This is a genomic window from Bacillus sp. S71, from assembly GCF_016625265.1.
Lineage (GTDB): Bacteria > Bacillota > Bacilli > Bacillales > Bacillaceae_G > Bacillus_A > Bacillus_A cereus.
In genome coordinates, this window is the sequence record NZ_JACVUW010000005.1 from 39024 (window position 1) to 62417 (window position 23394).

The window sequence follows — 23394 nt, forward strand, 5'->3', positions numbered from 1 at the left end:
TATATATCCACTCGCAACAATCCGTCCTACGAAAATGTATCGTTGAAATCCCAATGTCAACAATATAAATCTCATAGAATATTACTATTTTAATTTATCAAAAATAGCATATATATCGGACACTTATACAAACCTTTACCATTTTTAATATAGTAAAAACGTTCTACTGCATAGGCTTATATAACAGTTAAAGGATACATAAAAATCTTAACATACTCCCTAACCTATTCATACATACAATAGAATTTTTACCATTTTTTAGTTATTTCAGTTTGTTGTTTATGATTAAAATTTTCAAAAAACAATAACCGTTACATGTAAAAATATGTTATATTATTAAAGAACGTATGTTCTTATTTTAAAGGAGGAATTTGTAATGATAAACGAACCCATTATCGTAAAAAAAGAAGCTTTCCAAGCAATCGGCGTTTCGGTTACGACAACTAATGAAATAGAGGCATCTCCTGAAGGAAAAATCCCCGGGCTTTGGAACAAATACTTTCAAGAACAAATGATGCATCACATCCCAAATCAACAAACGAAAGAAACATTCGCTTTCTACTCCAACTACGAATCAGATGAAACCGGTACATATACATTTACAATCGGTATGCCCGTTTCTTCATTAGAAGATGTTCCTGAAAATATGACAACTTTAACAATACCTGCCGCTACGTATGCGGTATTTACAACGAGAAAGGGACCAGTTGCTGAAGTCGTTTGCGAAGCTTGGGAATATATTTGGAAATGGTCGAAAGAAAATAAACGTGCCTTCACAACAGACTTTGAACTTTACGCCGAAAGAGCATTAGACCCAAATCATGCACAATTGGATATTTATATTGCGTTAGCCTAAAAAAAGATGCCCATTCGGCATCTTTTTTTGTCGTTAAATAGCTACTGGGCAAATCCATTATTATTGTCTACAATGAGAAAGTGCAGTATAGAAATATTAGAAACTGTATAAAGTGAAACTATACTCAGCGGAGGGCATCTCCCATTGAGTATTAGCCCTCACCAATCGGGCGTTTACTGTTTTTTTAGTTTAAATTTGTCACATAGAAAGGAAGCAATATGGAGGAACTACAACAAAATAAAACTGCTTTAGAAGGAAGCGGAAAACCGTTATTAAAAAATACGAATTTCCTTTTTCTTTGGGCAGCTACTCTTTTTTCAAGCTTTGCTTTAGCCTTTTTTACTTTTTCACAAACGTGGTACATAGCAAAAACATTAAACCTTGAAGCTTCACTCGGTGTTGTTTTCGTAGCTCTTAGTGTTCCAAGGCTTATTTTTATGATTATCGGCGGCGCTGTAGCTGATAAATTCCCGAAAAAAAACATTATGTTTTACTCCAATATTATTCGAGCGATTCTTGTCGCAACCATTCTCACATGGTTTATCGTTGGTGATGTAACACTATATACATTTGCTTTATTCGCTTTATTCTTTGGACTTGCTGATGCTTTCTTCTGGTCAGCAGATGGATCTATCTTACCTGAATTGGTAGAAAAAAGCCGGTTAACACAAGCGAATTCACTTACACAAATGACGAACCAAGCATCGGTCATCTTAGGCCCTGTACTTGGCGGAATTCTGATCAAATTTACAAACTACGAGACAATATTTTCTATTACAATTTTATTACTGATTGTCGCAGCCATACTCGTTCAAAAAATACAATTTACGATGCCAGAACTAAAAGATACAGATAAAGGTATGTTCACTTCCATTAAAGAAGGAATCTTATATGTAAAGGAATCGCCATTCCTTTCAACTTTCCTTCTTTGTAGCGCCTTTTTAAATTTATTTTTAATTGGTCCGATGCAAGTCGGTTTCCCGCTTTTCGTTAAAAATGTTCTGCACGGTGACTCGCTCCATTTCAGTTACTTAGAAGCATCTGTAGGCGGCGGAATGGCAATAGGCGCTGTCATTGTCGGTTTAAAAAATATTAATCGTAGACGCGGACTATTTTGCATTATCATGATGCTACTGTCTGGTGTATTCTTCTTATCCATCAACTTTAGCACCGTACTTTGGCAAGCATTATTAGCCGGCATGTTTTATGGTATTACAATTGCAATGGCTATCGTTCCGCTTATGGCGATGATTCAATCGACAGTAAAAGAGGAAATGATGGGACGCGTAATGAGCTTACTTATGCTATCATCAATGGGCTTTATCCCGCTCTCTTATGCATTCACATCAATCGCACTTGCAATGGGAATTCCAATCGTAACCGTTATGAAAAGCGGTGCAATTGCTGTTATCGTCTTCGTACTATTTGTAGCGATTCGTGTTCCAGTTGTAAGAAAGTTCGACTAGCTACTTGGAGTCATGTATTATACGCATGGCTCCTTTTTAAATGGATCAAATAACGCTATCCCCTTACTTCTTCTCACAGCTGCTCCCCATTCTAATCCAACCTCTAAAAATAAATCTCGCACTGTACTATATAAAAGTGCCTTCACATTTTTACGGATTTCCCCATATTTATAAGCTCTCACAACACTCTTCACTCGCCAAATGAAATTTCCATACACTTCTTCATCAGCTAATATTTGCTCTAGTAAAACACCTTGCTCTAGTAACCCGCTCTTTTTATACGCAAGCTCGACCTTACTCCAAAATATATTAATTTTCTTCGGATTACTCGTCATCGGTACCAGTGCGTATATAAAAGGCTTCGGTATATCATGACGGCAATACGTCTCATCAAGCTCGTACGTTTCTTTTCTATTCTCTTTTATTTGTGGAATGTTTTTAGAAAGAATTGTTTCACCCTCATTTTTTTGCACATTTTTACTACAGCCAGATGCACGATCCTCACTTTCACATGCGGACATTTTCATACGGTCATCCATGCGGTCAATTGCAGATATAAGAAATACATATAAGTTCGCACTATATCCGCCGCGCCTATGTCTTTCTTTTGTCGCAACACGCTTTATAATTCCTAGTTCCTCTAACTTTGCAATTGAACGGCGTACTGTACGAATACTCTTTCCAACATTCTTCGCAATCGTCTCCATTAACGGACAGGCGACTCCTACTGTTTTTTGTTTCTCATTCACCGCATACTTTCCTAAAAAATGAATAATGGTAGCATCCGTTTTATTCAATTGAAATCGATAGCACTTCAAAACTTGTTTTTGATATGTATTAAACTCTTCTTTACTTCGAAATTCACTGTATGGTTTCATTAAATTATATAAGCTTCCCATTTATATCACCTCATTTATAAGTAAGAGGCAGGAAGAGAATTTGGCGTGGAATTTAATATTTTTTTAATGGAGATGAAAATATGATCGTAATTAGCGCTTGTTTAGGTGGTATAGCTTGTCGATATGACGGAAATGACAATCTCGTTTCAAAAATAGAGGAGCTTTTGCAAAAAGAAGATACAGTCCTCATTTGTCCTGAAGTATTAGGAGGACTGCCAACACCTCGTCCTTCTGCTGAAATTATTGGCGGGAATGGCGACGACGTTTTGGACGGAAAAGCGAAAGTGATGACAAAAGATGGTGAAGATGTCACAGAAGCTTTCGTAAATGGTGCTTATAAAGCATTAGAACAAATTAAAAATTTACACCCAGAATATATTATTTTAAAGGAACGTAGTCCATCTTGTGGCAGTTCTACGATTTACACTGGAGAATTTAACGGCAATAAGCAAACTGGTTACGGGGTAACTACTGCTTTATTTAAAAGACACGGATTTAAAGTCATTTCAGAAGAAGAATTTGAAAACAAAAAAAGGAATTGACCCTGTTCGTCAATTCCTTTTTATCTGTCTTATTTCACATTTAATTTTTCTTTCACTTTCGCAGGAAGCTCGTCTTTCTTTACTTCTTCCCAAGCTGATACACCTTTTTTATCTGAGTGATATACGCGTAGGAATGCTTCTTTACGAAGATTTTTCACAGCTGTAAATTCTAATTCTTTTTCTTTACCTTCTTTATCAAATCCAGTTAGTTTATATTGATAATCTTTATATGGTTCACCATTACTAGACTTACCATTATACTCTTTTCCATCTACTGTAATTTGAACGTAGTACTCATCTTTACCCATACGGTTTAAATCACAACCAACTAACAAGCTTGCAAATACAACTAAAATACTAAACAGTGCAATGTATCTTTTCATTTCCTTCACCTCATATGTTTTTTCTTATATTCTTATCTTAAAGCCAAGAGCTTAAAGAAGAAATTCAAAAACATGACATGAACATTACACTTTTGTAAGATAATAATTATTTCTTCACTTTAGAAATCATCATTCTATCACCAATTGGAACCAGTACAGATTGTAAATGCGGGTCGTTTGCTATCATTTCATTAAACTTCTTCATAACTTCTGTATAACGTTTTTGTTTCGCACGCTCATCAGCTACACTACCGCCAATAACGTCTTTCACGCCAATTTCGCCACTTATCACGTAATTTCCTTATACCGTTTATTACGCCTTCTATTATGCCCTCAATTATAATCTCTATTACAAGATATCTTACTAAATTAATAATAGGTTTAATTACGTATCTCCCTATGAATTCAAAAATATCCTCCATCATATTTTCCTCCTTCTTTCAAAAGGAAGCTGCTACTCCTCCGCGTCCTTTTACGTCCAATTACAATTGCTGCCCTACTGCGGTATATATCAACAAAAATAATACGACAACAACATCCACAATAACGCTATTGAATTTGGAAGAAACTTCGGTAAATACTAATACTATAGTTAACATGGCTAAGAGAATTATTTTTTCACCTATATTCGGAGATGCTCCCAAAAACTTTATAAAATCAAAGACAACTTTACTACAACTCTTCCCGTAACTAATTTATTATCGTGGTAAACCGTCTTCCACTACATCCGTAACAGTTCCATTCGGTTCAAAGATTACACGTAATGATCCTTCTCCACCATAACCAGTATAGTCATATACTGAATAAGATTTATATTTCTCAATCACATGTGGCTGTCCAATTGTAGCTTTTACCTGATTCGCGGGCATACCTTTTTTTATTTTCAAATATTGATTGTAACTTACTGCTGCCGAATTGTTATTTACATCTTTATACCACGGTACACGATCGTTTTTTTCTTCATATTCCTTTACAGGCTCTTCAATACGTTTCGTAGATGCCTCATTCTCTTTATCTTTATCCTTTATAGCAGTACGTTCAATATTCACAACGTAACCATATGTATTTAATTCAACCATAATCTCATATGTACCATCCGTATCTTTTTCAGTATAAAATACGCGTTTTTCATTGTTATTATAATATTTTATGTTCTCACCACCATAGTCAATCGTATTAAGAATATCCGTATACGTCATACCTTCCTCAATTTTTTGAGATTCATCATGAGAAATATAACGCTTCTGTGATGATGAAGCGTCCTCATTTTTAATACTTTCACGTTTACTCGTAGTCATAGGTGTTTTCTTCTGATCTTTTAGTACGTCACCTTCCGCCTTCGCTGGTTGCTTTGCTCCTACTTTTGTTAATACGTCTGTATCGCTAGAACAAGCTCCCAAAATCGATACTGTAGTCAACGCCATCCCTACTATAAGTACTCTCTTAAATGACTTCACTCTAATCCCCCCGGTATTTTTTAATATCTAGTAATCAACGTATTTTAATTAATACGGAACTATTCAGTTCTATACAATTTGCTATAGCCTTCTCTCTCATGCACCTTTTTTATATAAAGTGAAACTTTAATCAGCCCTCACCAATCATCTTCGTTACAAATATTAACATTAAATATAACTAATAAATAGTATATTTCTTCTATTCATTTACATTTCTGTTGCATAATCTTGTCTTAAACGAACAATATGAAAGTCGAATTCACAACAATTATCATATATTCTCTATATAATAACATTCAAATTAAATTCTAAAGTAACTTTACATGCATTTTCTGTTTTAACGCCAAAAGAAAAGACCTTTCTAACGATTTTATTCTATCGCTAAAAAGGTCTTTTCTATTTTGGCTAAAAACTTAGCACTCTTCTGGCTTACCAGCATTCATCGCTGTACGGAAAAGTGATCCAAATCTGCATGATGCGATTGCGTTTAGATAATCAATCGTGAATTATGCATTCAATTTAAAGCAGGTTAAAAAATAATAATTTCTTATTCAATTAACCTATTCATTAGTTTAACAACCTAATGTTGCTGTACCAACTGATAGTTTAGTTTTCAATATGTGAAAAGGGATTTCTAAATAATGAATTGAATATATATTTATTGTTTACGCGTTTTTGAGAGGTTCCTTTATGGGAGATAAGCTTTACTATATTCCTGTACTTCGCACAGTTCTATAATAACTAATGGTGATGCTGTGACGTGATTTTCTATTAGTGAGATAAAGTATTTTTCAATTCATTTATTATAAATTGCAACTCTCGTCCCCCAGAATTATTTCTTTTGGGTGAAAGTTTTTTATGATATAAGTTTCATTCTGTCCTAATTTAAAGTTTTCGAGAGGAGAAATGATATGAACCCTATTTTATTAGATGTTCCGTTACAAATAGAAACAGACAGACTCATTCTTCGAGCACCACTTCAAGCTGGTGAAGGGGATATAGTACAACAAGCTATTAAAGATTCCATTAATGAATTAAAGCAATGGTTGTCTTTATTTCAGTCCATTCCTACTGTTGAAGAAACGGAAATTCTTCTGAGAAATGCACATATAGATTTTTTGAAAAGAGAAAGCTTTCGCTATCTTATCTATCATAAAGAGACGAATGATTTTGTTGGAACAGCTAGCCTTCATCGAATTGATTGGAAGGTTTCTAAATGTGAAATTGGATACTGGATTAACACGCAATTTAGTGGCAGTGGATATATGACAGAAACAGTAAGTGCGTTAGCAAACCTTGGATTTCAGTTATTCAAATTTAGAAGGATTGAAATACGATGTGAATGTAATAACACGAAAAGTCGTGCACTCCCTGAAAAACTAGGCTTTGAACTTGAAGGGATATTACGTAATGAAGATTTTTCAGCTGACGGCAAACAACTAACTGATACTTGCATCTATGCAAAGATAAAGTGAAATATTGATTAGCCTTGGTAATCGGGCTTTTACGGCAAAAGAAAAGACCTCCTTAACGATTTTATTCCATCGCTAAAAAGGTCTTTTTCTATTTCGGCTAAAAACTTAGCACTCTTCTGGCTTACCGGCATTCGTCGCTGTACGGAAAGATGATCCGCATCCGCATGATGCGATTGCGTTTGGATTGTCGATTGTGAATCCGCCACCAAGCATAGATTGTTTATAATCAATTTTTACTCCTTTAACAATTGGAGCACTTTCTGTATCGATAACAAATTCAACACCGAAAAACTCAAGAACTGTGTCGTCTTCTTTTGGTTCTACTTCAAATCCTAAGCCGTAAGAAAGGCCAGTACATCCGCCGCCATGTACAGCAAGGCGCACGTACTTCTCTCCATCTTCAGCATCTTTTAACATATCTTTAATTTGAAAAGCTGCTTGTTCTGTTACTTCAATCATGAAATACACCATCCTTTCTGTTCTCATTCTATTATACATCTTTACGCTTCTATCTTGTACTCATACACTCCGCGGCAAATTACTTCCGCAGGTCCTTTCATTAACACGTTTCCTTCTTCTGTCCACGCAATCATTAAATCGCCGCCAGCTAAATGGACTGTAATTTCTTTACCACGTTCCATCTTCCCATTCAAAATAGCAGCTACAACGGCAGCGCATGCCCCTGTTCCGCAAGCTTGCGTTACACCTGAACCACGTTCCCAAACGCGGAAATTCATTTCTTCATCGTTTAAAATCTCGATAAATTCAACATTCACTCGCTCTGGGAACATTTCATGTGTCTCAAGAACTGGACCAAGTGTTGTAAGAGGTGCCTTCTCTACATCCTCAACAAAAATAACCGCGTGCGGGTTCCCCATTGAAACAGCCGTAAATGCATAACGATGATTATTATATAAGAAGTTTTCACGAATAAATGGTGTTTCACCTTCACCGAGCATCGGTATTTCTGCACGTGTTAGACGCGGTGCTCCCATATCGATTTTCGCTAATGTCACGAAACCATCTTCTACTGTTACTTCAGCCGTTACAATGCCAGCTAACGTTTCAATTGTGAAAACTGTTTCCTCTACTAGTTTATGCTCATACGCATATTTCGCTACGCAGCGCAAACCATTACCACAGCTCTTTCCTTCTGATCCATCATTATTAAACATACGCATTTTCACCGGAGCTACATCAGACGGACAAATTAAAATCATTCCGTCTGCTCCAATACCAGTATTAATATTTGAAACCTTTTCCGCCACAAGGGCTAAATCTTCTTCAGGAATTTGCTCTTCAAACATATTTACATATATATAACTATTGCCAAGACCATGCATTTTTGTAAAAGAAAATTGGCTCATTTGTATTCACTCCAAAAATAATTTGTTATTTTAAGTATAGAATGCATGCTTTTAGAACACAATATGAATGTCCCCCGTTTCTCATATTTGACAACGTTTGGCGATGAGCCACTCTTACACACATTGTGTAAGAAAAAAGCCCTTCTAAAAAGGGCCTTTTTTTATTTATCTATAGTATTAAACTACCCTCCAAAATAACGTTTTATCTAAAATAAAATGAAAAAGGCGTTGCTCATTCGCAACACCTTAAAACATTGGATTTTCATCCAAATACTCATATACATTATTAACAAGCTCTTCTACTGTTGCACCTTGTACAACTTCACCATTTACAAGTGCAAACGGTCCTTCAAAACAAATACCACAATACCCTAGACAACCATACTCCATTACATCTAAATTCGGATCTTTTTCTAATTTTTCTAGAGCTGCTTGTGAACCACTTGCAAGGTTACCTACACAAAATTCAATTAATGGTTTAATCAAAATTCTCCCCCCTGTACTACAAAACAAATTACCTTCTGACTTCATCTATAAGAAGAAAACTAAGCTGTCTCTTGTTGTTTTCGTTATACATCCTAAACTATTTAGTTACTTCACTATTTCACTTCAAAGTAGATGATTTTATTTTATATAACATGCTACTTGCAATGAAATAGTAACTAAAAGGGCAAAACAGTTTACTTTACTTTTCTTCTTATTGTACAACAGAGTATTCATTCATGCATTGTTATTTGTTCACAAATTCGATATAATTTGATTGAGTAAAGTCAAAATATTTTATTAATATAAAATTTTATGATTAGGGGATATTTCAACAGAAAAGGGGTAATCCATCATGAAACACCTCGTAATACTAGGTGGCGGCTACGGTGGAATGAGAATTCTACAAAGGCTACTTCCAAGCAACCAACTTCCAGATGATGTACAAGTGACATTAATCGACAAAGTACCATATCATTGCTTCAAAACTGAATATTATGCATTAGTTGCGGGTACTATTTCAGAAACGCATATTCGTATACCGTTTCCTGAGCACCCACGCCTCAATATTCAATACGGCACAATAACAAATATTGACCTCGAAGAAAAAGCGGTTCATCTCGATGGCGGCGAAGCAATCCAATATGATGATTTAATTATCGGACTTGGCTGTGAAGATAAATATCATAACGTTCCTGGGGCGAAGGAATATACACATAGTCTACAATCAATTGAACAAACACGTAAAACATATGAACAATTAAATAGTCTAGAACCAAATGCAACAGTAGCTGTCGTTGGTGCTGGCTTAAGTGGTGTGGAAGTTGCAAGTGAACTTCGCGAAAGCCGTTCTGATTTAAAAATCTATTTATTTGATCGAAAAGATAGAATTTTATTCCCGTATCCAGAGAAATTAAGTAGATACGTAGAAGAATGGTTCGTAAAACATAAAGTTAATATTATAAGAAACTCTAACATTACAAAAGTGGAACCAAATATTGTGTATAACCACGATGAACCACTTGAATGTGATGCAATCGTCTGGACAGCTGGTATTCAAGCAAATGAAGTTGTTCGAAACCTTCCAGTTGAACAAGATGGTAGCGGACGGGTTGTCTTAACGAAATATCACAATATTCCAAACAACGAGCACGTTTACGTTGTAGGAGATTGCGCAGCACTTCCACATGCACCATCTGCCCAACTTGCTGAAGGTCAAGGAGAACAAATTGTCCAAATATTATTAAAACGTTGGAATAATGAACCACTCCCTGATGAACTACCTGTTATTAAATTAAAAGGTGTTCTAGGATCTCTTGGTAAGAAGCATGGATTCGGTTTACTCGCAAATCAACCGTTAATGGGACGTGTACCAAGATTATTAAAATCCGGCCTTCTTTGGATGTACAAATATCATAAAGGTTAATACTTTACAGGCTGTCTACTATGTAGGCAGCTTCTTTGCATCAGTTTTTAAAAATTATCAGACACATCTTTCTCAATATGTATAATGATTTATTTTTCATTTTTATATTAAAAACTATTGATAAACAGTGTATGCTATTTGTAAGTTATTTTATTATTTCCTTGAAGACCGAATTCATTCGGTCTTATTTTTTATGTTATAAATACTTTTGTAGGAGGCATTACATTCCACTTATGAACTTATCGAAACTAAACAATCGAATAGAAGCGAAAAAGAAAGAGTTAATCTATCTCGTTGAACGATACGGATTCACTCATGATAAAGTGATTTCTTTCAGCCAAGAATTAGATCGTTTACTTAACTTATTAATAAAACTCAAGACGAAGAAAAAACGTTGTTCGTTATAACCATTTCCCCCTCTTTTTTGATACGATATAACTAGAATCAGAAAGGAGCGATTTATGTTTATATTAAAAGACGTTATATATAAAGATATACTACACATTCCTTATTTACAGATTCAAAAAGAAAAGATCACTTGCATTATCGGTGAAAGCGGAAGCGGAAAAAGCACATTGCTTCGCATGTTAAACGATTTACAATCTCCAACATCCGGCACAATTGAATATAACGGAAAGTTAATTTCTGATTATCCGCCTATTCAATTACGTCGTGACGTAGTTATGCTTGGGCAAACTCCACCTCTTTTTGATGGAACCGTTAAAGAAAATCTATTAATGGGACTTCGTCTTTCTGAAAAACCATTTCCAAATGATGATGCCCTGCGGAGCGCACTACAAACCGTTAGCTTAGACAAGCAATTAGAAGATAGCGCCTCCTCATTATCCGGCGGTGAAAAACAAAGACTTGCCTTTGCACGTATCGTACTTATGGATCCGCCTGTTTATTTATTAGATGAACCCACTTCAGCATTAGACAGTGATACAGAACGCCGCGTTATGAAACAATTTACTGAACTAGCACGAAAAAAGAAAAAAACAATTATCTTCATCACACACTCACAACAACTTCCAGAAGAAATTGCAGACGACATTATTGAGATTAGTAAAGCAAACGGTGCAACTAGAAAGGAAGTGCTCTCTGTTGAAGGGCGTTATTGAACTCCAAATTTGGCAACTTGCAGCTGCCTATATTTTTATTCTTATTTTAATTGGACTTGTAAAATTAAAAGGAATACCTCGCGAAAAACAAATCGCGCTCGCAACATTCCGTATGACCATTCAGCTCGTACTTGTTGCATATGTCCTTACATACGTATTTGAAAACAGTAATCCATTTTATACAATTGCTCTCATTACTTCTATTACTACCTTTGCAATTTTTAATATTTATAAACGAGTTAACATCCCGATGTCTAAAGAATTAAAACGAGTAGCCGCCCTTTCCATGGTCGCCGGATCAATTGGGCCACTTCTACTATTTATCTTCGTTATTATCGGTCATAACCCTTGGTATGCTCCGCAATATATCGTCCCTATTACAGGCATGTTAGTTGGGAATGCCATGACTGGTGTTTCTCTCGGTGCAAATACGTTCTTAAACAATATGAAGTCGCAAAGAGGTCAAATTGAAGGTGCACTTATGCTCGGAGCAACACCGAAAGAAGCTGCTGCTCCGCTCATTCGAGACGCTTTTGATTCTGCTATTTTACCAACAATTAATTCTATGGTCGGAATGGGGATTATAAGCTTACCAGGCATGATGACTGGTCAAATATTATCCGGTGTATCACCATTCACAGCCATTCAATATCAAATCGCTATCATACTCGGTATTTCAGGAAGTACTGCCTTTGCTGTCATTATCTTTTTACAGCTTGGATATAAAACGTTCTTTAATAAGCGATGTCAGTTGAAAGAAATTGACTATGGTGCACGGTGAATCGTGCGTAGTTCACGATGAATGAAATTATATTAACGATTTTTTCAATATATCTATCATAACTTGCAATATATCAACGATTTTTCAAATATATCTATCATAACTCAGAATATATCAACGATTTTGTACGAAATATCGATTTACCGACAAAAGTGACATAATAAAAAGAGGAGGCTATTCGCCTCCTCTTTTTATTGTCTTACGCCTTCTTAACGAACTGTGATTTTAACTTCATAGCTCCGAAACCGTCGATTTTGCAATCGATATCGTGATCGCCATCAACTAGACGGATACTTTTTACTTTCGTACCGATCTTCACAACTGAAGAAGTTCCTTTTACTTTTAAGTCTTTAATAACAGTAACTGCATCGCCATCTTGAAGAACGTTTCCGTTCGCATCTTTTACAACTCTTGCACCATCATTATTTTCAGCTTCTGCTTCTTGGCCCCACTCATGAGCACATTCTGGACATACGAAAAGAACGCCATCCTCATACGTATATTCTGAATTACATTTTGGACAATTTGGTAAAGTAGCCATAAATTCATTTCCTCCGTTCATTATTTATACGTAAAAATCAAAATTGATGTTTACATCTCGATAAATAAAATTTGTATAGCATTTCTTTATAGTGCCATAGTCTCACGTTATTGACAAGCCTACCTCAAATTCTCATTTTTTATTGTATTTTACAAAATTTCAATTCGTATGCCTTTTTTCTATTTGTTCTTCTACTAATTTTAAAAATCTTCGTTGTGCATTTTTATTTTTTACGAGCAATCGAACTCTTAACTTACTTTGTAAATATGAGCGAACTTTGTAGTTCGTAATAAATAACTTTCGATACTTTTCGTCTTCATATATCATTCGAAACCATTCATACTGCTGCAAGTAAAGTATGTTAGCATCAATCTTTTTCGTGTGTAAACCCGTACTTAAACTAATAGATCCTATTAGAGCTTCTATTAATGCTGAAATTATTTCTCTCCCCCCTAATAAACAAAAGAAGAATCTTCACAAGATTCTTCTTTTCAAAATGAACGAGTTCCCTCTAGAAACCCCAATTATTTTCTTCAATGTAAATTTGATATTCTTCTACTTCTTCTTCACTTAACTTCTTATTATTTTCATATACCTCTTGCCACTCGAAATAATCTTCATCGAAATAAACAGCAAATTTAATTTTCACGTTTTTCTTCTCTGTATAATCATAACCAGTAAACTCTACTACATCATAATCTTTTTCTTTCTTCACAAACTTCCAGGTTGGATTATCAGTCATAATCTCTAAAGTAACCCCTTCACCAGTTGAACGAACAACGTTTTTAATATTCGGCTCAGTTGGTAAAAGAGAAAGTCCGAGCATAGCTCCGCCAAACACAATCCCGACTATAACTTGTAAACCAATCATACCAGCTACACTAGCGCCACCCTTAGATTGTAAGAAATACGCCTTCTCATGATCAGACGCATCTTCTCCCTTATGAAAAACACGAACAGCCTGCTTATAATATAAACGGTTTCCTTGCCATCCAGTAAATATCATCATTCCTAATTGAAGAGCTAAACTAAATGTTACATAAATCCCATCTGGAATATCTATAAAAGGGGGTATAACTATACTAGGTATAGCCAATAACGCAAATATAATAAATAACTTATACATTTTACGATAAGCTAACCAAAAGGTTGGGAAGAAAAAGGCTACCCAATTCCACGTATTCCCTTGCGCAGGGTTTTCTACTTTACCCCACTTAAAATCATAATAAGCTGTATTCTTTTGAACAACTTTATGTAATTCTTGTGGAGAAATCGTTTCTTGTAAAACAGTGTCCTTCACGTACATCATCCTTTTCTTATTTCTATATACATTTATTGTATATGGACAAAATGAAGGAATCTAACAAAAAGTACACATATTTCATAAAAATGAACGGAAATCGAATATATTCCGACAATTATCCGTTTCTTATTTCATTTTACTTTTAATTATATTAAAATAATCATGTATCATATCTTTAATACACTAAGTTAATTATTTTATATATTCACTAAAAAGGATGCATCAAAATCATTTTTATACATCTTTTTTAGTGAATATATACTACTACTTTAAAACAAACATCTCGACTTAAGAAAACTCACAAATTAGCCTTCTACTATTTCAAACATATTTCCACTTACACAACTAATGAATAGTCCATTATTAACTTCCTCAATTGATACAATAAAATCTATTACAACAACATTTTTAGGAAGTTTAATTATATTTTTTACTTCGCCACATTCAGCATCAAGTATTATCAATTCTAAATTTGAAGTTGCAATGTAAATTTCTCCATCTTTATATAACAGAACCTCTGTAATATCATGTAGAGTAGTATTATTCCAAAGCACTTTACCTGTTTGAATATTAATACCACAAATTCTGCCTTCTCCTAAGGACAATACCATCATCTCTCCGATAAGAAATGGAGGCAATTCAATTCCAAAAGACATATTTACTTCATATAACTTTTGACCGATCTTATGGTCATAACATTGTATTTGTCTACTTACCCCTTCATATCCATACTCAGTTCTTGTTAATAGTATTTTCGCTTCCTTTGATTCAATGCAAGAGTACCATACCTCATCAAAAGCTTTTTCAAAAATTAAGTTACAGCCTTCTTTTCCATATTCCCACTTTTGTAATGAATCTATTGCTACACATATAAAATGTTCATTAGTTAAAGTAACTGGTTCATTTGGATTACAATCTTCCATCATTTGTTTCCATCGTGTAGAAGCATCTAATAATTGAATGTAAATTGCAACATTACTATATGCATCAACTTCCCCATCTTCATCAAAAGGATTCCCTGCTAATACATAGTAATCTGGGCCAAGATGGCACTGCAATTTTTCTCCTCCGACTCGAACATTCTTTTCCCATACTTTTACTCCACTTTCAAGCTCTAATAAAACATTGTAGCCTTCTTGTGTAATAACTAGTAAACGTGGTAACTCTTCTCCCATAGTTTTTACATCTTGTATAATATGCCCTTCTATTTCTAAATCCCACAAAAGCTGTCCACAACTTGATGAAATAGCATACAATTTCGCAATACTTTCTCCAAATCTATTTGCATGCCAAATAATTACGACACCATTCACAGTAACGCAATTACAATCTTCTACTATTGGAATACGGCACTGCCAAATCTCTTCTTTCGTTTCACTATCGAGTTTACGAATTCTATGGTTATTTTCCTCTACATAAAAGATACTCTTCTTATCATGAGATAGTACCGGAGTAAATATCGGTTCAACCTCTCTCCCTTTTAAATACTTCCATTTTAATTCATACTTGTCACTTGTAGAATGATAAGTTCGATACATAATTTCGTCATTTCCATTTACAAGTTTAGGAACAAATGGATCAATTTCTAACATTCTATGGTAAGCATCTTTGATTCGAAAAGAATCAACTCCACTCATGTAAATCTGCCCTATCTCCTTTTTAAGAAACGAAAAGAGTACTCGTAAAAATTGCTCGCTATCAACACTAGCTAACTTCTTGCCTCTCTGATTAATAATGAGAAACTCCCCATCTTTCTTCTTAAATTCCATCTTTTTTTCATATTCATTTAAGAAAATTGTAGCGTCATCATATTTAAAAACCTCGATACAAGCATCAAACAACTGACAAATCGGTCCTATTATGTCTGTTTTTTCTTCAAACACAATTCTCTCATCTATACTAAGTACTATTTCTCCAGCATTTTCTGTCGGCAGTTTATTTAGTTCGATTTGAAACTTTTTCATTATTTCCTCCCTCTTAATCACATTGAAATACTATTTTATTTCCCCCACATTCCCCTTCACTTTCTCAATAATATCTTCTATACGTTCCGCTATACATTCCAGCTCCCATTCTCCCTCACCGTGCATAGCTGTATAAACTGGACAGTTCTCATCATTACTATCTACAAAAATCGGGTCTCCAAGATATGAATCTATCCCTATTACAATCCATCCTTCTTTCCAATCTCCTTCTTCATTCCCGACTAAGCTTTGTCCTTCTTCATCAAAACTATAACCAAGTTGCCCTTCTTCTATTTCTTCACTATTAAACAATTCTATCGTCATAGGTTCAGATTCATACTCTAGCTCAATTTCATTATCCTCAGCACGATCTATATGTGTTAAAAGTTGTTTAATTTTATTATGGTTAATCATGATATCCTCTCCATTCTATCTTTTAAAAATCTAATTTTATTCATAATGAGCTGCCGCAAGTAACATTTGAGCAATAAACTTCCATGAAATATTTTCTGGAAACTTCTCTCCTTGATTTATATAAACCGATTCACAAGAACCTAACCAACTATTTAATGCCTCTAAATAAGTCTCTACCTCTACATTCTCCCATTCATCTTTATTCACTTTAAAATCCTTTTGGAGGTATACAAGAAATTTTAATAAATCTTCTTTAGAATTTACGTGATCGAGGTATTCATACACATCCATACTCCGTCCCTCCCTCTATTGCGTGTTATCTAAACTAACTATAATATATGACATAAGATTCTTAAAACTATTATTTGAGGTGACCGAATATGAAGAGTACAATTTGGGCAGACGATGACTATTTAAAACTAGCACCCATTAACGATGAACTAATCAAAAAAGCAGAAGAAGTACTGAACGTAAAGCTTCCAGAATCATATATAACCCTTCTAAAAGAACAAAATGGGGGAACTCTTCGTCTCGATGTTCACCCTACTTCAAAGCCAAATTCTTGGGCAGACGATCACGTTAATGTATCTGGTTTATATGGTATTTCTTTTAATGAAAATGAATCTAGTATTTTAGAGAGCCGCTATTTAATTCGAGAATGGGAAATGCCTGAGAATATCGTACTTTTATCTGGTGATGGACATACATGGATTGCATTAGACTATCGAAATGTAGCTGAAAATCCTCCAGTTATATTTATCGATAATGAGTTTGAGGAAATTATTGAATTAGCACCTAACTTTGAAAGTTTCTTACAAAACTTAACTACTTATGAATATGACGAAGAATAAGCCTGGCTCTAAAAAGGAGCAAGATTTTATTACAAATTTACACGCCACTTTAAAACCACTCGGCTTTAAGAAAAAAAGACATACATTTTTCAAAGCTGAAAACGGATTTTATAAGCTCATTAACATACAAAAAAGCCAGTTTGGAGATGATTTTTATATAAATATAGGAGTTCACCCTATCGGTCTCCCGCAGCTTATTACGAACCAATTACAAATAAAAGAAAACATTTCAATATTCGCTTGCATTCTACAAACGAGAATAGAGCCTATACATATCAAACAGAACCAGCTATTGCACAATGTTTCACATGAAACTATCAACATTCCGAATTACCTTTCTACTATTTTCGACTGGTTTCAAACGTGGGCATCTTATGAAAATTTAGTGGAAATAAATATACATTCCATTACTCCGGTACTAGCTGTCGTTCCAATATTAGAAGAAAAAGCGTTTCTACTTCTTACCTGTTTTTCTTTCTACAAATTAAAACAGTACGAACAAGCTAATCGCTACTTACAGCAATATTTACATTGCACCGTGCATCTGAATACCGAGGAAAAAGAGCCCATATTCTTTCACGAAGTTGATATGTATATGAAAAAACTAGTAGAAAGTACAATGTAATTTCACATTGTACTTTCTACTAGTGCTTTATATTCCTTTTGTGACTTTTTAAATCAGAAATATTTTATCCTCCCCCTACAACTCCCAAGTAATATTCATTTCTTCAAATGAGTCCTTACTAACTTCCAATCCTTCGCTATCTTCCGTTCCAATCATTGCTATTTCTTCTTTAGACAACTTAATTTCCTCATTTGGACTTTGGATTTTTTTCTTATACACGAGTTGTAAAAGCTCTATTTGTTCCTCTGTCAGTTCATACTCTTCTTCCAGTCTTTCTATTGCTGATTCTGTATCAAGTAATGGAATTTCTAATAAGAATCCGCCGTGCTCTTCCATCTCTTCAAATGAATCAATTGAATACGCACCACTATCCTCAATCCAAAATGCAGTTGTAATAAAAGGAACTGTTTCGCCTTCTACTTCTTCTAATACGTATTGAAGTGCTTCTTCTTTCGCAATATCTATTACTTCCGAAGGTGCCCCTTCAAAATAATTTTTCGCATCAATCCACTCATCAATTCTCTCGCTATTCACATCTTGAAGACATATAATCGTGTAATTCGGATGAAACGTAATTGTGCCTTGTCCGCCTTGGCTATCTTGCATACTATAGTTAAATCCATCCCATGAACTTTCATGTGAGAAATCTGGACAATGCGCTACATTAATTGCATGGGCAATCGAATTTAAAACGCAGCCTTTCCATAGTTGTTCTTTATCTATATGTAATTTATATTTACTCATCATCTTCCCCCATGCGCATATTTTTTTCTATTATCTTTCCTCTACACAATACTTGTAAATACTTTTCTATCTACTACAAAATAAAAAAGACTTCCTTTTTAAAAGGCGTCTTTTTATAGTTGAAAATTTACTAATAAATAAAACGAATTATTTAATAAATGAATCCCAATTGGAACGAGTAAATTCTTCGTTTTCTTATATGTGTATGCTAAACATATACCCATACCAAAAATATATAAAATACTACCTACTGTAAGGGGATGGCCAAAAGTAAACATGAAAGCACTTATAACGATACTAGTAAGTGTAGAAAAACGCTGAGATAATTTCTTAAAAAGTATCCCTCGAAATAAAAGCTCTTCCCAAATCGGTGCAAAAATGGTGAGCACAACTACATATAAAATGATTTCATTTTTAGTAGGCTTTATTACTATACTAGACTCGTCCACACCAATCCCATGTGGTAAAACTAAATTTAATATTGCAAGATATATAAGCATTACAATCGCTGTCATTACTATCGTTACATAGTGTTTAAAATTATTGAATTGTAATGATTTTATTAAATGTAAGCAGCAATTTCTTGCCGGTGCATACATTACGATAATCATACAAAACGTGAAAGGTGGAATAAGATGATCTACATACCATGGATATAAGGAAGAATCATATAAAAGGTTCAAAAAACCAATTCCATGCATGGCCCCAAAAATAATTAATAGAATGCTAATTACTTGGCGCATACTCATTTGTTCATTCTTTTCTTCATATGTAGCTAATTCTATATTCATCCTATCCCCTCCAGTATAATTAAACCTTTTAAACCATTATATACCAAATCCAACATAAAAAAAGACAATACACCCCACTGTATTGTCCATTTTCTTCCCTACCATTTCTCTCTACACGTCTCAATTAAATGCAGTAAGTACCTCTTCGTCATATCTGCTCTTCTCCACCTTGAGAGCATTCGCTTTTCTTTTGGATTGTGCCGTATTCTCGCTACTTCTTTTAATAAGAGCTCCCATTCTTCCGCTGAACGTTCTGACAAGTATTGCAATCCTCTATCTTTTGAAACGATTGTTTTATAATCTAGTGTATATAAAATGCGTCCCATCGTAACGACAGCTGATTCTACCCACTCTTCTATAAAAAATAAATATGGCTTCTTCACCTTTTCACTCCAGTACTGTTCTACGTTGTATTTCATCGTATTTACTACATCATTCCATTGTATTTGCAGCGGAAGATCTTCTGCTTCTTTTCCTGTAACTGTAATGCCTTGATTTTTCAACGTCCACCATGTGACCGCATTAATGTCCCAATGACCAACATTAGCTTTACCATCTGCACAATACACGTACTCGTTCATTTCATCATTGTATTTCCCTAAGTCAGCAAGCGGAATATACATACCGTCCATTCTTTTACCTAGCGTATTATCACTAAGTTTCTTATGTAGTTCCACAAGCTGCTGTTTTTCAGCTTCATTCACGGAATCACTTATTACTGTAACAAAATCAACATCGCTCGTTTCTGCATAAAATGCACCAAGTGCGATGGAGCCGTAAATATATATCCCTACTATTTTTTCATCTAAAAAAATTTCTTTTAATTCTACTGTGTACCGCTCCATTAACTGTTGTACTTCCGTTGGTAACGCATGCTTCACTCCATTTTTCATATCTATCCCTCCAATAAAAAAAGCCTTTGCAAATTCGCAAAGACTTCTTGTTTTATAAATATTTCTCGATTTCTTCATAAACATCCTTCAAACGAGGATTTCCTTCTCCAACAATTTCTCCATTTACAAGAACGACCGGATAAAATAAATCTTCTTCCACTACGCGCTCTGCGAATGCTTTTTTATCTGCATCTTCTTGTTCTTCTTGGAAATCAATATACTCGAAATTAAATTTATTTTCTTGTCCTTCATATTTACGACCAATTGCCGCTTGTAACCATTCAAACGTTTCTGTTGAAGATGGCATTCCGACGCAGCTCGCACAAATTACTTTCGTCCCATACACTTGAACATTAACCATTTCTTCTCCCCCACTTCTTGTCCCAACAGTATATTCAGATGTCTTATTACATAAGCACATCATTTTACAAACTTATTCCATACCTCTATACTGAAAAAACACGATACAATATTTCGACAATAAAACAAGAAGAGAAAAAATAGATTTTCCCCTCTATCTTGATTATAATAAAACTGATGAAAGGAGTCGATAAAAATGGAAAACCCACATATGCAAGAACAAGTATTAGAAGTATTAGATAAATTACGTCCATTCTTACTTCGCGATGGCGGAGACGTTGAATTAGTAGACATTGAAGAAGGTATCGTAAAACTACGCCTTATGGGTGCATGCGGAAGCTGCCCAAGTTCTACAATCACACTAAAAGCTGGTATCGAGCGCGCGTTACTTGAAGAAGTACCAGGCGTTATCGAAGTAGAACAAGTATTTTAATCTAAAAGCGGAAGCGGCTCGCTCAAAATGTGAGGGGGATGGAGCTTCTGACATAGAGGCGCTTTTTGCCTCGACGGAAGAAGCGAAGCCACCGAACATTTTAGCCGCTGGAGCTAGATATTAATCTAAAAGCGGAAGCGGCTCGCTCAGAATCGCCTTCTAAAAGGAGACCAAATTTGGTCTCCTTTTTTTATTCAAATCACATTTATCCGTTAACATCATAAAACAAAATTGGAAATCCCTCTCAAAAAATGCGATAATTAATACTATATAGTGAATCGTTCACACATATACAGTAAAAAAACATAGGGGGACGACAAATGCCAAAAATGGGGAACACTTTTGTAACAATTCAAGAACTAGAAAAGAAAAAAGAGTATTTATTAGGCCTTTCATCCGTTATACCAACATGGAATACAAGCTATCAATTTTTATTTAAAGAAATCCAGCAAGAATTATTAGGTAAAGTAAATGAAAAGCTCGAAAGGCATCAATTCGTTTTAAATATATGTACAGATCAGCAGGTAGGGGCATAATGTATTACATAAAATTGTGGTATATAAAAAAGAGACCTCACTCGGTCTCTTTTTTATATTTTTAGGATAGCCAATCTAATTTTCTAATCCCGAGCTTATCTACTGGTAAACGAAGTGAGCCATAAAAATGCTTCATAAATTGCTCTGAGCGGTTCACATCGTGTAAAATGGCTTCTAAGCGATCTCTATATATGCTTTTTTGTTCTTCGTTTCCAGTTTGGTAATATCGTTCGACCGTTTCAAAATAGTGAAGCGGGAACAGGAGCCTTGCAAATAATAAGCGCCACCCAAATGAGGACAGCGAGTAATTTCGTTCATAATCTGTAACAAATTGAACGATTGTTTGATCCCAGTCTTTCTTTTTTTCAATCATCATATAGCGAATCCATTCTGCTATATCTCGAGTTGGGTGATCATACACCCAATCAAAAGGGAGTTTGAGACGCTTCGTTTGATGCCATAATAAAGGTGTGAATCGTTCTTGGCAAATTGTCGCTGCATCCGTTAGTTGCGGCGTATCATCCATTTCTGTATCAACAACATATTGAATGGCATTTTCTGCAACTCCTAAGTAATACGGGAAGGATTCAATAAACAATTGATCGAATACGTCTGTAGGGTGGTTCATCACTTGCGATTGCCAAAACTTTTCTAACTGATCGAGTCTCTTTTCCCATAACGCTTTCCATTCACCAATGCGGCTTAATTGCTCGATTTCTTCTGGAAAGAATGCACCTCGTTTATGGAATATAGAAAGTTCACTTCCTAATGACATAGCATGTCGTTCTAACGTGCGCATACCTTTTAATAAGCAGTAATTTTGTTCTTCTATCTCACTTACATAGTAGCCGTGTATAGTCGGAACGAAAGTCGCTACAGTTATATCCCCTTGCTGGTTCATATAATCACTGAGCTTTTTCATCTCTACAAGTACTTCTTCCTCCATTTCTCCAATTGGAACAAGTACATAAATTTTGTTGCGAATCCAAAAGCTTTTATAGGGGCCAAGGGGGATTAATTCTTTAACATGCATGTGATAATGCTCATAAATATGCTGAATCATCGCAGTCGCCACCTATGGTTTTTCTTTATATATATGAGCTTGTGCTCGCCTTTCATTCCTATGCACATGATAAAGCAACGAAACGTATACAAATACTAAAAAGAAAAAAAGGTGATAAACATGAAAGAATCAAATCAACTACAAGAAAGAGCATTACAACTATTACAAGAACGCGGTGTAACAATTGACGATATTGCTGAACTTGTTCATTTTCTTCAAAAAAAATACCATCCAAATTTAGAGATGTCAGAATGCCGTTACAATGTAGAACGTGTACTATCAAAACGTGAAGTACAAAACGCACTGATTACAGGTATCGAACTTGATGTCCTTGCTGAAAAGGGAATGCTAAGTGAACCGTTACAAGATATTGTAAAACGTGATGAAGGCTTATACGGAATTGATGAAGTTATCGCACTTTCTATCGTGAACGTGTACGGCTCTATCGGTTTCACAAACTTTGGATATATTGATAAATTAAAACCTGGTATTTTAGAATACTTAAATGATAAATCAACTGGAAAGGTGCACACGTTCCTTGATGATATCGTTGGCGGAATCGCTGCCGCTGCATCAAGTCGTTTAGCGCACCGAGCTGAGCACTCAGAATAATAATGTTT

31 protein-coding genes and 2 pseudogenes are annotated in these 23394 nt (G+C 34.9%); 13 read left to right on the forward strand and 20 right to left on the reverse strand.

Features of this window, described 5'->3' with window-relative positions; translation table 11 throughout:
* Positions 1-376 precede the first annotated feature (376 nt).
* Both IBT51_RS12995 and IBT51_RS13000 read left to right on the forward strand, forming a co-directional pair.
* Entirely contained in the window at positions 377-856 is a 480-nt protein-coding gene (locus IBT51_RS12995; protein WP_000606667.1) for a GyrI-like domain-containing protein, read from the forward strand.
* 218 nt (positions 857-1074) lie between these two features.
* The gene (locus tag IBT51_RS13000; protein ID WP_000391931.1) at positions 1075-2322 is read left to right on the forward strand and encodes an MFS transporter; all 1248 of its coding nucleotides are present in this window, start codon (positions 1075-1077) and stop codon (positions 2320-2322) included.
* A 17-nt stretch (positions 2323-2339) separates the two neighbouring features.
* Here the strand turns inward: IBT51_RS13000 and IBT51_RS13005 are convergent, their stop codons facing one another.
* Positions 2340-3221 carry a helix-turn-helix domain-containing protein gene (locus tag IBT51_RS13005; RefSeq protein WP_078400736.1) on the reverse strand — a complete coding sequence of 294 codons (882 nt, stop codon included), beginning with the start codon at positions 3219-3221 and terminating at the stop codon, positions 2340-2342.
* 80 nt (positions 3222-3301) lie between these two features.
* Here IBT51_RS13005 and IBT51_RS13010 point away from each other — a divergent pair, with 80 nt between their 5' ends.
* Entirely contained in the window at positions 3302-3763 is a 462-nt protein-coding gene (locus tag IBT51_RS13010; RefSeq protein ID WP_000635488.1) for a 2-thiouracil desulfurase family protein, read from the forward strand.
* Positions 3764-3792: 29 nt separating this feature from the next.
* Here IBT51_RS13010 and IBT51_RS13015 read toward each other — a convergent pair whose 3' ends face one another.
* The 5 genes and pseudogenes from IBT51_RS13015 to IBT51_RS13030 all read right to left on the reverse strand — a co-directional run.
* On the reverse strand, positions 3793-4146 hold the full coding sequence (locus IBT51_RS13015; RefSeq protein WP_088025397.1) for a YxeA family protein: 354 nt from the start codon (positions 4144-4146) through the stop codon (positions 3793-3795).
* Between the two features lie 106 nt (positions 4147-4252).
* A complete protein-coding gene (locus IBT51_RS13020; RefSeq protein ID WP_200458482.1) occupies positions 4253-4438 on the reverse strand; it encodes an O-methyltransferase in 186 nt (61 codons plus the stop codon).
* A 113-nt stretch (positions 4439-4551) separates the two neighbouring features.
* A pseudogene (locus IBT51_RS27395) lies at positions 4552-4745 on the reverse strand (hypothetical protein).
* A 99-nt stretch (positions 4746-4844) separates the two neighbouring features.
* A complete protein-coding gene (locus tag IBT51_RS13025) occupies positions 4845-5603 on the reverse strand; it encodes a hypothetical protein (protein ID WP_200458481.1) in 759 nt (252 codons plus the stop codon).
* Positions 5604-6016: 413 nt separating this feature from the next.
* Positions 6017-6109: pseudogene (locus IBT51_RS13030) on the reverse strand (iron-sulfur cluster assembly accessory protein); the annotation flags it as partial.
* A gap of 405 nt (positions 6110-6514) precedes the next feature.
* On the opposite strand from IBT51_RS13030, the gene IBT51_RS13035 reads away from it, so the two are divergent.
* A complete protein-coding gene (locus IBT51_RS13035) occupies positions 6515-7078 on the forward strand; it encodes a GNAT family N-acetyltransferase (protein ID WP_069356402.1) in 564 nt (187 codons plus the stop codon).
* 105 nt (positions 7079-7183) lie between these two features.
* Here the strand turns inward: IBT51_RS13035 and IBT51_RS13040 are convergent, their stop codons facing one another.
* From IBT51_RS13040 to IBT51_RS13050, 3 genes are all read right to left on the reverse strand, one after another.
* Positions 7184-7537 (reverse strand): HesB/IscA family protein, encoded by a 354-nt coding sequence (locus IBT51_RS13040; RefSeq protein WP_000573830.1) that lies wholly within the window; start codon positions 7535-7537, stop codon positions 7184-7186.
* Positions 7538-7578: 41 nt separating this feature from the next.
* Positions 7579-8445, reverse strand: a complete 867-nt coding sequence (gene dapF / locus IBT51_RS13045; RefSeq protein ID WP_000077392.1) for a diaminopimelate epimerase — start codon at positions 8443-8445, stop codon at positions 7579-7581.
* 246 nt (positions 8446-8691) lie between these two features.
* Positions 8692-8931: a YuzB family protein gene (locus IBT51_RS13050; RefSeq protein WP_000595026.1), complete on the reverse strand. Its 240-nt coding sequence runs from the start codon at positions 8929-8931 to the stop codon at positions 8692-8694.
* A 352-nt stretch (positions 8932-9283) separates the two neighbouring features.
* Here IBT51_RS13050 and IBT51_RS13055 point away from each other — a divergent pair, with 352 nt between their 5' ends.
* The 4 genes from IBT51_RS13055 (at position 9284) to IBT51_RS13070 (ending at position 12256) form a co-directional block, all read left to right on the forward strand.
* Entirely contained in the window at positions 9284-10354 is a 1071-nt protein-coding gene (locus tag IBT51_RS13055; RefSeq protein WP_000682065.1) for an NAD(P)/FAD-dependent oxidoreductase, read from the forward strand.
* 233 nt (positions 10355-10587) lie between these two features.
* Complete coding sequence (locus IBT51_RS13060; protein WP_001054089.1) at positions 10588-10761, forward strand: aspartyl-phosphate phosphatase Spo0E family protein; 174 nt, start codon at positions 10588-10590, stop codon at positions 10759-10761.
* Positions 10762-10815: 54 nt separating this feature from the next.
* On the forward strand, positions 10816-11475 hold the full coding sequence (locus IBT51_RS13065; protein ID WP_000470263.1) for an ABC transporter ATP-binding protein: 660 nt from the start codon (positions 10816-10818) through the stop codon (positions 11473-11475).
* A complete protein-coding gene (locus IBT51_RS13070) occupies positions 11459-12256 on the forward strand; it encodes an ABC transporter permease (protein ID WP_069356403.1) in 798 nt (265 codons plus the stop codon). Before IBT51_RS13065 ends, IBT51_RS13070 begins: the two co-directional genes overlap by 17 nt.
* A gap of 199 nt (positions 12257-12455) precedes the next feature.
* On the opposite strand, the gene phnA is transcribed toward IBT51_RS13070, so the two are convergent.
* The 6 genes from phnA to IBT51_RS13100 all read right to left on the reverse strand — a co-directional run bounded on the left by phnA (position 12456) and on the right by IBT51_RS13100 (position 16769).
* Positions 12456-12797: an alkylphosphonate utilization operon protein PhnA gene (gene phnA / locus IBT51_RS13075; protein WP_200458480.1), complete on the reverse strand. Its 342-nt coding sequence runs from the start codon at positions 12795-12797 to the stop codon at positions 12456-12458.
* Between the two features lie 159 nt (positions 12798-12956).
* A complete protein-coding gene (locus tag IBT51_RS13080; RefSeq protein WP_065229545.1) occupies positions 12957-13238 on the reverse strand; it encodes a hypothetical protein in 282 nt (93 codons plus the stop codon).
* 70 nt (positions 13239-13308) lie between these two features.
* Positions 13309-14106, reverse strand: a complete 798-nt coding sequence (locus IBT51_RS13085) for a DUF2628 domain-containing protein (RefSeq protein WP_200458479.1) — start codon at positions 14104-14106, stop codon at positions 13309-13311.
* 299 nt (positions 14107-14405) lie between these two features.
* A complete protein-coding gene (locus IBT51_RS13090; protein ID WP_197235758.1) occupies positions 14406-16064 on the reverse strand; it encodes an outer membrane protein assembly factor BamB family protein in 1659 nt (552 codons plus the stop codon).
* Between the two features lie 30 nt (positions 16065-16094).
* Entirely contained in the window at positions 16095-16478 is a 384-nt protein-coding gene (locus IBT51_RS13095; protein ID WP_078385294.1) for a hypothetical protein, read from the reverse strand.
* Positions 16479-16514: 36 nt separating this feature from the next.
* Entirely contained in the window at positions 16515-16769 is a 255-nt protein-coding gene (locus IBT51_RS13100; RefSeq protein ID WP_000383680.1) for a DUF7660 family protein, read from the reverse strand.
* A gap of 89 nt (positions 16770-16858) precedes the next feature.
* Between IBT51_RS13100 and IBT51_RS13105 the strand changes: the two genes are divergently transcribed.
* Together IBT51_RS13105 and IBT51_RS13110 are read left to right on the forward strand one after the other, a co-directional pair.
* Complete coding sequence (locus IBT51_RS13105) at positions 16859-17329, forward strand: SMI1/KNR4 family protein (protein WP_002025033.1); 471 nt, start codon at positions 16859-16861, stop codon at positions 17327-17329.
* Complete coding sequence (locus IBT51_RS13110) at positions 17316-17954, forward strand: DUF4304 domain-containing protein (RefSeq protein WP_006918875.1); 639 nt, start codon at positions 17316-17318, stop codon at positions 17952-17954. Before IBT51_RS13105 ends, IBT51_RS13110 begins: the two co-directional genes overlap by 14 nt.
* Before the next feature lie 75 nt (positions 17955-18029).
* Here IBT51_RS13110 and IBT51_RS13115 read toward each other — a convergent pair whose 3' ends face one another.
* From IBT51_RS13115 to IBT51_RS13130, 4 genes are all read right to left on the reverse strand, one after another.
* Positions 18030-18698: a hypothetical protein gene (locus IBT51_RS13115; RefSeq protein WP_197235759.1), complete on the reverse strand. Its 669-nt coding sequence runs from the start codon at positions 18696-18698 to the stop codon at positions 18030-18032.
* Positions 18699-18811: 113 nt separating this feature from the next.
* On the reverse strand, positions 18812-19489 hold the full coding sequence (locus IBT51_RS13120; RefSeq protein WP_200458478.1) for a CPBP family intramembrane glutamic endopeptidase: 678 nt from the start codon (positions 19487-19489) through the stop codon (positions 18812-18814).
* Positions 19490-19587: 98 nt separating this feature from the next.
* Positions 19588-20382, reverse strand: coding sequence for a nucleotidyltransferase domain-containing protein (locus tag IBT51_RS13125; protein ID WP_200458477.1), 795 nt, complete (start codon positions 20380-20382; stop codon positions 19588-19590).
* Between the two features lie 52 nt (positions 20383-20434).
* Entirely contained in the window at positions 20435-20743 is a 309-nt protein-coding gene (locus IBT51_RS13130) for a YuzD family protein (protein ID WP_000248588.1), read from the reverse strand.
* A 195-nt stretch (positions 20744-20938) separates the two neighbouring features.
* Here IBT51_RS13130 and IBT51_RS13135 point away from each other — a divergent pair, with 195 nt between their 5' ends.
* Together IBT51_RS13135 and IBT51_RS13140 are read left to right on the forward strand one after the other, a co-directional pair.
* The gene (locus tag IBT51_RS13135) at positions 20939-21175 is read left to right on the forward strand and encodes a NifU family protein (protein ID WP_000431159.1); all 237 of its coding nucleotides are present in this window, start codon (positions 20939-20941) and stop codon (positions 21173-21175) included.
* Positions 21176-21495: 320 nt separating this feature from the next.
* The gene (locus tag IBT51_RS13140; RefSeq protein ID WP_001125507.1) at positions 21496-21711 is read left to right on the forward strand and encodes a hypothetical protein; all 216 of its coding nucleotides are present in this window, start codon (positions 21496-21498) and stop codon (positions 21709-21711) included.
* A gap of 61 nt (positions 21712-21772) precedes the next feature.
* Here the strand turns inward: IBT51_RS13140 and yutH are convergent, their stop codons facing one another.
* Positions 21773-22774 (reverse strand): spore coat putative kinase YutH, encoded by a 1002-nt coding sequence (gene yutH / locus IBT51_RS13145; protein ID WP_088025375.1) that lies wholly within the window; start codon positions 22772-22774, stop codon positions 21773-21775.
* 120 nt (positions 22775-22894) lie between these two features.
* Here yutH and IBT51_RS13150 point away from each other — a divergent pair, with 120 nt between their 5' ends.
* Complete coding sequence (locus IBT51_RS13150) at positions 22895-23386, forward strand: phosphatidylglycerophosphatase A family protein (protein ID WP_000665103.1); 492 nt, start codon at positions 22895-22897, stop codon at positions 23384-23386.
* Positions 23387-23394 lie beyond the last annotated feature (8 nt).